The following is an 11398-nucleotide window of genomic DNA, read 5'->3' on the forward strand; positions in this document are numbered from 1 at the left end:
AAGCACTAGCATTGAAGAAAGGAGCGTTTATCAGACGCTCCCTCTTGCTTAGGCTGTGGCTTTAAGCTGAATGTCGGTTAAATAGCGCTTACGCTTCTTTTCGGTAAGCGTTTGCATATCAACCACCACCAGTCCGTCGATACAGTCGTTAAAATCAGGGTCGACATTAAAGCCTAAAAATGCCACTCCGCCGTCTTTAGCCACTTCAGAGTATTGCTTGTAAAGTGTTGGTACGTTTACGCCCATATTAGCCAGTAAATGCTTTAGCTGCGTAAATTCTGCCTTGTAATCGTTACCTGTAAACTGATGCAGGGCATCGTTCGTCATTTGATAAGGACGCTTGCAAGTCGCTTCGCCAAACTTGGCAGGAAAATAGGTAGAATAAAATTGTACCAATAAATCTTTAGCGGGTTCAGGATAGGCGTTACTGAGTGACACTGCACCGAAAAGATAGCGATACTTTGGATAGCGGCTTAAAAATGCCCCAATACCAAACCACAAATAATCTAAGCTGCGTTTTCCCCAGTAGCGAGGCTGCACAAAGCTTCGTCCTAGCTCTAAGCCTTCTTTAAAAAGTCTGTCGTTGTTCTCGCCGTAATTAAATAAGGTGGCAGAGTAGAGCCCGGTAGGATGGTCTTGCGCTGTCAGAAGTTCAGCATCGCCAAAGCGGTAGGCGCCTACGATTTCTAAATCGTTGTCATCCCAGAGCACAAGGTGATAATAGTGGGAATCGTACTGATCGATGTCTCTACGTTTATTAGTGCCTTCGCCCACAGCTCGAAACGCCACTTCACGCAAGCGGCCAATCTCTCGCATTATCGGTGAGCAGCTTTTGTGTTGGTATAGGTAAATAGACTTTCCGTCCCCAGTTTCACCTAAATGTTCACAGTCTCGCATAGCGCGGGCCAGTTCTTTTCTGTCTTCTGGCATGGCAATGGAAGCCTGTGTTTCAAATACGCCTTTTTTGTTGCTGCCAATGCGATACAAGTGGCGCTTAAACAGCTTTACCTGTTCTTTTAGCGGTATATTGGTTTGCTGGTACGCTTCAAACGGAATAAGTTCACCAATGCGCATAGGTAAGTGCTTTTTACGCTGCTTGAACATTTCTTTTACCAGCAGCGCGGTAGCCAATGGTTTGTATACCATGGATACACCGTAAAAAAGCGGGCTATTTTTAGCATCAATATAGACGGGTAAAATTGGCGACTTTGCCTGCCTTGCAATGCGCAAAAAACCGGTGTGCCAACGTGTGTCGCGAACACCTTGTGGGCGTAATCGAGAGACTTCACCAGCGGGGAAAATCAATATGGCACCATCGTTGTTAAGATGTTTTTGAATTGCCGACAAATGTTGTTTCGGCGTGCCTCCCTGCATGTTGTTTACAGGTAGCAGCATATCGTGAAGCGGTTCAATGGCCATAAGCATTTCATTAGCAACCACCTTTAAGTCGTGACGTACTTCACTTACCAATTTTATAAGCGCAAGAGCATCGAGTGAACCAATAGGGTGGTTCGCAATAATTACCACTCTCCCTTCACTTGGAATACGTTCTTTTTCTACATCGCGGGTGGAGTAGCTGATATTGAAATATTCCAGTACTTGCTCTACGAAGTCGATGTCCTCATAGTGTGGATAGGTTTCACCAAATTCGGTAATTTCACGTTCATGGAGTAGGTGCCTTAACACGAAAGACAGCGACTTAAATAGAATGGGGTTGTTCGCTACTTGAGGGTAATGCTTGTTCAGTACGTCGTTTACAGTAAACATAGAACCTGTTTCTCTTCCGGTTTTGGCGAACAATAGCAGGGCAATGTGACGTTTTTCACACAGTTTCATGGCAGTTATTTGACAGTGTTAAAATATTGTAACTAAGGTCTGTTGGCTTCGATGTGCAGCAGGTTCGATGTACAGCAGGTTCGATGGGGCATCGTCTTAACAGATGGATTTGAAATAAATTTATCGCTTGCTAAATAGAAGAGGTCAGGGGCTGTTATAGCCCCTTTTTGTGCGATGATATTATGCTGCTTTAGAGCGAGAGGTTTTGGTCGTAATAGACGTTACGCTAGCAGACTCTAGTGAATCAAGGTAATGGATTAGTGAGAGATTACCATTTATGTCTTCACTCAATGCACTGCAGTTCTCTATCCAGTCACCATCGTTAATATAGTGAATACCGTTTTCAAAGCTGCTTTCAGGATGGTGAATATGGCCACACACTACACCATCAAGTCCCATTTCATCGGCGCGCCTACAGCATGCCTCTCGATAACGAGCAATGGCTTCATTCGCACCCTTAATGTGCTTTTTAATATAGCCCGCAAGTGACCAGTATTCGCGCTTGCGCCAGGCGCGTAGGCGATTGAACTCTCTGTTTAGAAAGAGCAACAGGTCGTAACCTTTATCGCCAATCCACGCATGGAATTTGCCCATAGTCACATCGCCATCGAACTGATCGCCATGTAAAACTAAATAACGCTTTCCTTGTGCGGTGGTGTGTACCAACTCTCGCTCTATTTCTATTTCACCGAAGGCCATACCAGAATAAGACTGAATTGGCTCATCATGGTTTCCGGGTAAGTACACCACACGCGTACCATCTTGGCTCATTTGCATGAATTTATGCATGACTTGATTGTGCGCCTTTGGCCAGCGAAATTGCTTGGTCATTTGCCACATATCAACAATATCACCCACCAAATAGAGGGTATCTACGGTTATGCTATCCAGAAAGGAAAGTAAGTATTCAGCTTTGCAGTCGCGATTTCCTAAATGGATATCAGAAAGCCAAAGTGTTCGATAGTGTGTCTTTTTCATAGCGGTTTCCCAAAGCGATGCCTTGGACCGTCACTATAGGTTTGCAAATTGACACTACCGTGACGCTTGCTTGACCATTGTGTTACAGCAACACCAATACGCGCTATAACCCCAACTTATTCGCCACTTCTAAAAGCTTATTTCGCATCCATACATTCACTAAGTCTTCATCGGCGTGTTTGTGCCAGTACATGTGTACGGGAAGTGGGGGGACGTCAAATGGAAGGGGTAGAATGTCGATATCGAATTTATTACTGAATTGTTGGGCGAATCGCTTTGGCATGGTCAGCAAGAGATCGCATTGGCTCACTACGTTAACGGCGGCAAAGTAGTGTTCACACTGCAATGCGATGTTGCGATGTAAATTGTGCTGAGCAAGGGCTAGATCTACTGTATCTAATTTTGAGTCTTTTAAAGACACAAGCGCATGCTGTGCAACTGAGTAGTTTTTAATACTGGGGCTTTCTACGTAGCTATTGCTAGGCGCGCATACCACTACAAACGTTTCTTCGCAGATAAACTGAGAGCGAATGTCACGGCTGGTTGGAACTAACGTGTCAATTACGATATCAAGCTCTTTAGCGGCTAGTGCGGGAGCAAGCTCTGGCCAGGTAACCTGCCTGCTATTCACCGTGATATTAGGAGTATGTTTAACAAGCTCAGGAATAAGTACCGGAAAAAATATAGATTCTAAAATATCTCGTAAACCAAGGTTCATCTGACGAGGTTTATCACTTATATCAAAGCTCACTTCGCCTTTTAACGTGCTTTCAAGGGTTTCTATTGATTTCACAACCGATGTAATAATGCCTTGGCAAAATGGGGTAGGCACGACTTGTCGCCCATGACGAATAAACAGCGGGTCATCAAATTTCTCTCGCAGACGACCTAAGGCGTGACTTACCGCAGGCTGAGTAATATGCAGTGCGTTGGCGGCTTTTGTAATGCTGCCTTGCTCGTAGACCGCGCGCAGCACGATAAACAAATTTAGGTCTAATTTTCCATGCATATTATTTATGGGTTTCCATAATAAGGCATCATTTTTATTTATTATTAAACAGAGTACACTGGCTTAAATGTTAATAAAAGGTTTCTTTAATAGAGGCTTCTCTTGTAAGGGGCGTGTGCATGCAGGCATCTGTACTTACCGAGGTGTTGTTACCTCTCGCGTTGGCATTTGTTATGTTTGGTATGGGGCTAACGCTAACCCTTTCTGACTTTGCCCGACTACTTAAAGCACCTAAAGCAGTAATAACGGGTTTTATAGGGCAAATAATATTGCTGCCTCTGTTAGCGCTAGGACTGTGCTTCGTTTTTGGTCTACCCGATTATATTGCGGTTGGCGTCATGGTTTTAGCGGCGTGCCCAGGCGGCACGACCAGTAACTTAATCAGCCACATTGCAAAAGCAAATCTGGCCCTTTCAGTAAGCTTGACTGCTATTTCTACCATCGCTTGTGTATTCACAACGCCATTTATCATTCAATTTGCTCTTGATTACTTTGTAAAAGAAAACACGCCAGACTTTTCTATTATTCAAACAGTGATCGGGCTGGTTGGTATATCAATTGTACCGGTCATTATAGGCATGACCATTCGTCGCTTTAATAGCAGGTTTGCTACTAAAACTGAAAGCTTCTTTCGGCAATTTTCCATGTACTTTATGTTGCTCATGATTGTGGGCGTGCTGGTTTCAGAAAGAAATAATTTAGCCGCGTCCTTTGAACGCGCGTTTTTGGTTTGCTTAACGTTAAATTTATCATCGGTTTTGTTAGGGCTCTGGCTTGCTAAGCTTTCAAACCTAGCATTTAAAGACTCGTTAACGCTGGCCATTGAAATAGGCGTGCAAAACGCGGCGCTTGCAATGCTGATATGTATTACCTTCTTAAGTGCCCCTGATTACGCGATTGCACCAGGTGTATATGGCGTAGCAATGTACATCGGGCCCGCACTATTGGCCCTGTGGGCAAAACGAAAAATGCGTAACGAACAGCCATCAGTGTTACTGCAAAAGACGGGATCAGTTTGATTGGATTGATAAGGCGGTCAATTCGAGAGAATAATGAAGTACTGATTAGCGCTTAGCACAATAAAGCGCAACTAAACATAAACGCCGATACAAAAATAATGAAACAATAACAGTTAGGAAACACATCATGCGCGTATTGATTACCGGTGGCGCTACCGGCTTAGGTCAGGCCATTGCCCTTAAGTGGGCGGAAAAGTGGGCAGGCAAAGACGAGGGATTAGATATTTGCATTGCCGACATTAACCAAGAAAGAGGCGATGAAACGGTAAATGCGCTATCCGTCCAAGGTGCCAATGCGTTTTACATCCATTGCGATATAACCTCTGAAAATGATGTTCAAACGTTAGCGAACACCTTAGAAACTCGCTGGGGCGGTGTTGACACTGTGTTTAACAATGCGGGTGTTGCTTCTGGTGGCAGCCTTTTAGATGAGAGCATTGAGCAGTGGCAGTGGGTGTTTGATATTAATGTGTTAGGCATGGTGAGAGTCAGTCGTGCTCTCTTACCTTTAATGCGAGAGCAAGGCGGTGGCTATTTCATAAATATTGCATCGCAAGCAGGGCTAACGCCTATTCCTTATATGGGAAGTTATAACGCGGTTAAAGCCGCAGTGGTATCGTTTTCTGAAACTATGAAGTTGGAATTAGCACCTGACAATATTGACGTTAGTGTAGTTTGTCCAAGCTTCTTCAAAACGAATTTAGATGAGTCGATGCGAAGCAGCAACCCAGCGTCGCACAAGATGCTCAATAAATTCTTCGCTAAAGCAGAAATGACGAAAGAAGAAGTGGCCGAGACCATATTTCAGCAAGTCGATAAAAAGCAGTTTCTAATTCTTACCCATAAACTGGGTAAACGTGCTTTCCTGTTAAAGAAGCTGCTGCCAACCCAGCGTTATATCAAAAATATGCTCAATCAAACGAAGATGATGAAGCGTGCAATGGAAAAGCAAAGTTAGGTAAAACGGAAACGCGCTCACCTCTGTTTGTTGCCAAGCTATCTGAAAATAATTGTCGAGCTGCACTTGTGCAGGTACAAACAGAAGTATCTTTTAGCCAAAGATTGTGAGTAAGCACTTTGAGTAGATCCTTTGAAACAGAATTAAAAGAAGATTGAGATATGCAACAACAAGTCGTAGATAAAGCAGACAGCGTGCGAGCGGGCGAAGAGCTAGACGTCAGCGCTGTGCACGATTGGCTTAAGAAAAATAGTAGTGCCTCGAGTTCATCACTGGCAGACACTATACAAAACAGCGAAAGTTTGCCTAAAGTCACCCAGTATTCTGGAGGCGCGTCTAATTGGACGTACTGCTTGGACTATCAAAGCAGCGACCAAAACCAGAGCGAGCAAACGTCGTTAATTTTGCGAAGGGCACCGGCAGGTACTAAAGCTAAAGGTGCTCACGATATGGGGCGGGAGTACCGGTTACAGCATGCGTTAAAACCTGTTTACCGCTATGTGCCAGAAATGCTTGGACTTTGTGAAGACGAGAGCGTTATAGGCACAGAGTTTTACGTAATGGAAAAATTTACTGGTGTAATCCCCCGAAAAAACTTACCCAGAGGTCTAGAGACAACAGAACAGCAAACTAAACAGCTCTGCACTAATGTACTTGATAGCTTAATTGAGCTTCATAAAGTGGATTATAAGAAAGCGGGGCTTGAGCACTTAGGTAAAGGTGCTGGTTACATAGAACGTCAAATAGGCGGGTGGAGCGAGCGCTATAGTAAAGCAAAAACCTGGAATGTCCCTTCGGGTAAAAAAATAATGCGCTGGCTAGAAAACCACATGCCCGCTAATGAACGCATTTGTATTACCCACAATGACTTTCGGTTCGATAACGTGGTGTTGAAACCGGAAAACTATACGCAAATTATCGGTGTGTTGGACTGGGAACTGGCGACCTTGGGCGACCCGCTTATGGACTTAGGCAACACCTTGGCGTATTGGGTACAAGCTGATGATGACTTTTTGGCCCAATCAACGCGCCGCCAGCCTACTCACTTACCCGGTATGCTAACTCGAAAGCAGGTGGTTGCGTATTACTGCAAAGAGATGGAAATAGATGTAGATGATTTTACCTTTTACGAGGTGTACGGACTTTTCCGTTTAGCCGGTATTGCCCAGCAAATCTACTATCGCTATCACCACAAGCAAACCAATAATCCAGCATTCAAAAACTTTTGGATCTTTATTCATTACTTAATGTGGCGTTGTAATAAGGCCATTAAAGCATCAGGAAAACGATAATGACAACAAGACGCAATATTCTGATCACAGGCGCAAGTTCAGGCCTAGGCAAGGGAATGGCGATTGAGTTTGCCAAACAGGGTTGTAACCTAGCTCTATGCGCAAGGCGCTTTGAGAATTTAGAGAAATTGAAAGAAGAGTTACTCTCAATTAACCAAAACATTAACGTGTACATACGCTCGCTGGATGTAAACGATCACGATGCAGTTTTTGAAGTTTTTGACGCATTCAAAGCCGACATGGGGACCCTTGATAGAGTCATTGTGAATGCAGGCATGGGCAAGGGGGCGTCAATTGGCACTGGGTATTTCCACGCTAATAAGCAAACGGCGGTGACTAATTTTGTGTCGGCGCTAGCACAATGTGAAGCGGCAATGGCTATCTTTAGGGCGCAAAATAGTGGTCATCTTGTGACGATTTCATCTATAAGCGCGGTGCGCGGCTTTAGGCGCGCCATGACTGTATACGCAGCAACAAAAGCAGGGCTTACGTCAATGACCGAAGGCATTCGAATGGATGTAATGAATACGCCGATTAACGTCACCTGTATTCACCCCGGTTTCATTCGCAGCGAAATAAACGAAAAAGTGGAAAAAGTACCGTTTATTGTCGATACCGATGTGGGCTGTCGTGCGATGGTCAATGCAATCAATAAAGAAAAAGCGAATGCGTTTGTGCCGAGCTGGCCGTGGGCCATCCTTCACTGGATCATGCGTATTGCACCGGCAAGCTCAATAAGAAAAATGAGCTGATAAGCGGATAGCTGAGGTGTGAACACACCGCAAAGACTTTTTATCTTGTGACAGAGCTTGCCTAGTGGTGGGCTTTTTGCCTTTAAGTCTAAATTTGAAATCAGTAACCCATGCTAATTAGCGTCGATTACAGATACAAAAAAAGCGCCGAAGGGCGCTTTTTTAACTACTAATCGTAAAGATTAACCTAGTGCTTTGATTTGCGCAGCTAGGCGGCTCTTATGACGAGCAGCTTTGTTCTTGTGAATCAAGCCTTTAGTAGCCATTCTGTCAAGTACTGGAGTAGCAGCAGTAAGTGCAGCTTGTGCCGCTTCTTTGTCACCGCTTGCAATTGCAGCGATAACTTTCTTGATGCTTGTACGAGTCATTGAACGACGGCTAGCGTTGTGCTGGCGACGCTTTTCGGCTTGGATTGCACGCTTCTTAGCAGACTTAATGTTAGCCAAGGTGTAACTCCCAAAATAAATTCATGTCAAAAACGAGGGTGCGGATTGTGCCTACCAAACGCCCAAATGTCAAACGATTTAAAACTTAAATCGTTCCGCGTTAAAACGCGCAAGCTATTGAACACAAAGTATGCTCAACACGTTGCACATTCTTTGCGACATTTCTCTGCGACATTTTTTGAAAGAACTTCATAGCGATATTCTTCCAAGACATTTTAGCGATAGACATGCATAAACGACAGCACCCCATACCGGGCGCGGATTATAACAAGAAAGTTGTTAAAGATGCACAACTATTTTGAAGAAATCGTTTCGCCTGCGATAGCCTTTAGTTATTATGGCTCGCCTGCAACTTAGAGTTGCCTCTTTACGCTTAGCAAATGCCTTCGATTATCCTTTAAATGGCTTCTGCTATTTAGCCTATTCTTTACCTTTTATTGGAAGTGTGACGTGTCACGGAAGTTAATAAAATCTGGTCTTATCGTCAGTATAATGACCTTGGTCTCGCGAATACTAGGGTTGGTACGTGATGTTGTTGTTGCCAAGCTTATGGGTGATGGTGCAGCGGCTGACGTATTTTTCTTTGCTAACAAAATTCCTAATTTTCTTCGTCGTCTATTCGCTGAAGGTGCATTTGCGCAAGCGTTTATTCCTGTATTAACCGAAGTCCATGAGAACGACGATAAAAAGCAGCTTAGAGAGTTCGTTGCAAAAGTCAGCGGTACGTTGGGCGCTATCGTTTTTGTGGTATCTATTATAGGAGTAATAGCATCTCCTGTTTTGGCGGCTTTATTCGGAACAGGGTGGTTTGTGGCGTGGCTCGAAGGAGACGAGGCCGGAGATAAGTTTGTGCTCGCGTCGACCATGTTAAAAATTACCTTTCCTTATTTGGCGTTTATCTCTCTGACTGGGTTGGCAGGGGCGATACTCAATACGCTCAATAAGTTTGCGGTTGCCGCTTTCACTCCGGTTTTACTTAATGTATGCATCATTGCATGCGCAATATACTTAGCACCTGCTCTGGAGCAACCCGCATACGCGCTAGCGTGGGGTGTGTTTGTTGGCGGTATTGTGCAGTTCTTGTTTCAACTACCGTTTTTGTTCAGGGCTGGGCTTTTGGTAAAGCCAAAGTGGGGCTGGCATGACGAAAACGTAGTAAAAGTACGGACCTTGATGATCCCAGCCTTGTTCGGTGTGTCAGTGGGTCAAATTAACTTACTATTTGATACCTTCATCGCCAGCTTTTTAGTTACCGGTTCTATTAGCTGGTTATACTATTCTGACAGGCTGCTTGAATTTCCCCTAGGGTTGTTTGGTATTGCCATCGCAACAGTCATATTACCCACGCTATCCCGAAACCATGTCAGTAATAACCCCAAAGCGTTTGCTGCGAATATCGATTGGGCGTTTCGCATGGTGTGTTTATTGGGCATACCTGCTGCAGTGGGGCTTGGCGTGATGGCAAGACCTATTCTGACCGTTATTTTTCAGCGCGGCGCGTTTACCGCAGAAACCGCCATTATGGCGTCTTACTCGCTTACCGCGTACTCGTTTGGCTTGCTCAGCTTTATGCTGGTAAAAATTCTCGCGCCAGGATTTTACTCCCGCCAAGACACCAAGACGCCAGTGAAATTTGGTATTTGGTGTATGGTCGCAAACATGGTGTTTAACCTTATTTTAGCGATTCCGTTTGGTTATGTAGGGCTTGCTGTCGCTACCAGTATGTCAGCTACGCTTAACGCCGCTTTGCTCTATATAACACTTCACCGTCAAGGAGTGTTTGCGCTTAGCCGTACTTCGGTTCTGTTTATAGCGCGCGTGATACTCTCAAGTGCTGCCATGGGCGGGCTTATTTATTATCGCGATCAAGGCTTAGCTTTCTTTGAATTGTCTCTTTCCGCCCAAATGTTAGAGGTAGGAATAACCATTTCGCTGTCGGTTATACTGTTTGTGACCACCATGGTGGTGCTGGGCATGCGACCCAGGCATTTTAGAAGCGGCGGCGATTAGTATTCAATAGATGCGAAATAGCGCATGGAGTCAGAATGGCCCGTGTGCTTGGTATTGTGCTCGCGGTCGGCTATAATCGCGAGCTTTGATTTTCTAGCAGTTAAAAGGTAGTGGCTAACAGTGGAATTTATCCGCGGGCTAAACAATGTAAAACCGCACCATAAAGGGTGTGTGCTCACTATTGGCAAGTTCGACGGCGTACACCGTGGTCATCAAGCTGTGTTGGCTAACGTGCTTGAAAAAGCGAAATCGCTATCACTTCCAGCCACCGTAATGGTGTTCGAACCGCAGCCTGAAGAAGTCTTTATGCCTGATAAAGCGCCAGCGCGTATAAGCCCTCTTCGCGAAAAGTACGAATTGCTGCGCCAACAAGGTGTCGACAGACTGCTTGCTGTGCGATTTAACGCGGAGTTTGCTAAGCAAAGTGCCGATACCTTCGTTCACGATTTATTGGTGGACAAACTGGGCGTTAAATTTCTTGTTGTTGGCGACGATTTCCGTTTTGGCAATGGCCGCAAAGGGGATTTCGAAATGCTCGAGGCGGCAGGTCGCCAATATGGTTTCGAAGTAGTAAGCACCCACAGTTTTACCATGCATGCCCATCGAATAAGCTCTACCGCGGTGCGAGAAGCGTTGGCTGACAGCGACTTCGGTTTGTCTACCGAAATGCTAGGGCGCCCGTTTGCTATTCACGGTAGGGTGGTTCACGGCGAGAAAAAAGGTCGCACCATTGGTTTTCCCACCGCGAATGTCATGTTAAAACGCCAAAAAACGCCAATTCATGGCGTGTTCGCAGTTCGTGTCGACGTAGATGGAAAACACTATAACGGCGTTGCAAACATTGGTACCCGTCCTACTGTTAACGGGGTAAGAAACCAGTTAGAAGTCCATATTTTTGATTTGTCATCTGACCTTTACGGCAAGCCCATTACGGTGTTTCCGATGGCAAAAATAAGAGATGAAATTAAATTTGATTCTTTTGAGGCGTTGAAAGATCAAATTCAAGCAGATGCAGCACAAGCGCGTCTGTTATTAGCATAGTTAAACGTGATAAAGTCACGAAAAGTTTTTGCGCGTATCAGTTTTATTGAGCTCGAT

At 44.8% G+C, this 11398-nt stretch carries 10 protein-coding genes; 6 read left to right on the forward strand and 4 right to left on the reverse strand.

Features of this window, described 5'->3' with window-relative positions:
• Positions 1 to 48 precede the first annotated feature (48 nt).
• The 3 genes from olsF to AC27KT_RS06805 all read right to left on the reverse strand — a co-directional run bounded on the left by olsF (position 49) and on the right by AC27KT_RS06805 (position 3823).
• Positions 49 to 1767 (reverse strand): bifunctional ornithine lipid synthase OlsF, encoded by a 1719-nt coding sequence (gene olsF / locus AC27KT_RS06795; protein ID WP_487128634.1) that lies wholly within the window; start codon positions 1765 to 1767, stop codon positions 49 to 51.
• A 249-nt stretch (positions 1768 to 2016) separates the two neighbouring features.
• A complete protein-coding gene (locus AC27KT_RS06800; RefSeq protein ID WP_487128506.1) occupies positions 2017 to 2814 on the reverse strand; it encodes a UDP-2,3-diacylglucosamine diphosphatase in 798 nt (265 codons plus the stop codon).
• A 103-nt stretch (positions 2815 to 2917) separates the two neighbouring features.
• On the reverse strand, positions 2918 to 3823 hold the full coding sequence (locus AC27KT_RS06805) for a LysR family transcriptional regulator (RefSeq protein WP_487128508.1): 906 nt from the start codon (positions 3821 to 3823) through the stop codon (positions 2918 to 2920).
• Between the two features lie 119 nt (positions 3824 to 3942).
• Here AC27KT_RS06805 and AC27KT_RS06810 point away from each other — a divergent pair, with 119 nt between their 5' ends.
• From AC27KT_RS06810 to AC27KT_RS06825, 4 genes are all read left to right on the forward strand, one after another.
• Entirely contained in the window at positions 3943 to 4842 is a 900-nt protein-coding gene (locus AC27KT_RS06810; RefSeq protein WP_487128510.1) for a bile acid:sodium symporter family protein, read from the forward strand.
• Positions 4843 to 4969: 127 nt separating this feature from the next.
• Positions 4970 to 5800, forward strand: coding sequence for an SDR family oxidoreductase (locus tag AC27KT_RS06815; RefSeq protein WP_487128512.1), 831 nt, complete (start codon positions 4970 to 4972; stop codon positions 5798 to 5800).
• Between the two features lie 161 nt (positions 5801 to 5961).
• The gene (locus AC27KT_RS06820) at positions 5962 to 7092 is read left to right on the forward strand and encodes a phosphotransferase family protein (protein WP_487128514.1); all 1131 of its coding nucleotides are present in this window, start codon (positions 5962 to 5964) and stop codon (positions 7090 to 7092) included.
• The gene (locus tag AC27KT_RS06825; RefSeq protein WP_487128516.1) at positions 7092 to 7844 is read left to right on the forward strand and encodes an SDR family oxidoreductase; all 753 of its coding nucleotides are present in this window, start codon (positions 7092 to 7094) and stop codon (positions 7842 to 7844) included. Before AC27KT_RS06820 ends, AC27KT_RS06825 begins: the two co-directional genes overlap by 1 nt.
• A 182-nt stretch (positions 7845 to 8026) precedes the next feature.
• On the opposite strand, the gene rpsT is transcribed toward AC27KT_RS06825, so the two are convergent.
• Positions 8027 to 8290: a 30S ribosomal protein S20 gene (gene rpsT / locus AC27KT_RS06830; RefSeq protein WP_014950134.1), complete on the reverse strand. Its 264-nt coding sequence runs from the start codon at positions 8288 to 8290 to the stop codon at positions 8027 to 8029.
• A gap of 450 nt (positions 8291 to 8740) precedes the next feature.
• Here rpsT and murJ point away from each other — a divergent pair, with 450 nt between their 5' ends.
• Complete coding sequence (murJ, locus tag AC27KT_RS06835) at positions 8741 to 10300, forward strand: murein biosynthesis integral membrane protein MurJ (protein ID WP_487128518.1); 1560 nt, start codon at positions 8741 to 8743, stop codon at positions 10298 to 10300.
• Between the two features lie 120 nt (positions 10301 to 10420).
• The gene (ribF, locus tag AC27KT_RS06840; protein ID WP_014950132.1) at positions 10421 to 11341 is read left to right on the forward strand and encodes a bifunctional riboflavin kinase/FAD synthetase; all 921 of its coding nucleotides are present in this window, start codon (positions 10421 to 10423) and stop codon (positions 11339 to 11341) included.
• The last annotated feature ends 57 nt before the right edge of the window (positions 11342 to 11398 follow it).

This window comes from Alteromonas sp. 5NW40-0090 (assembly GCF_057552975.1).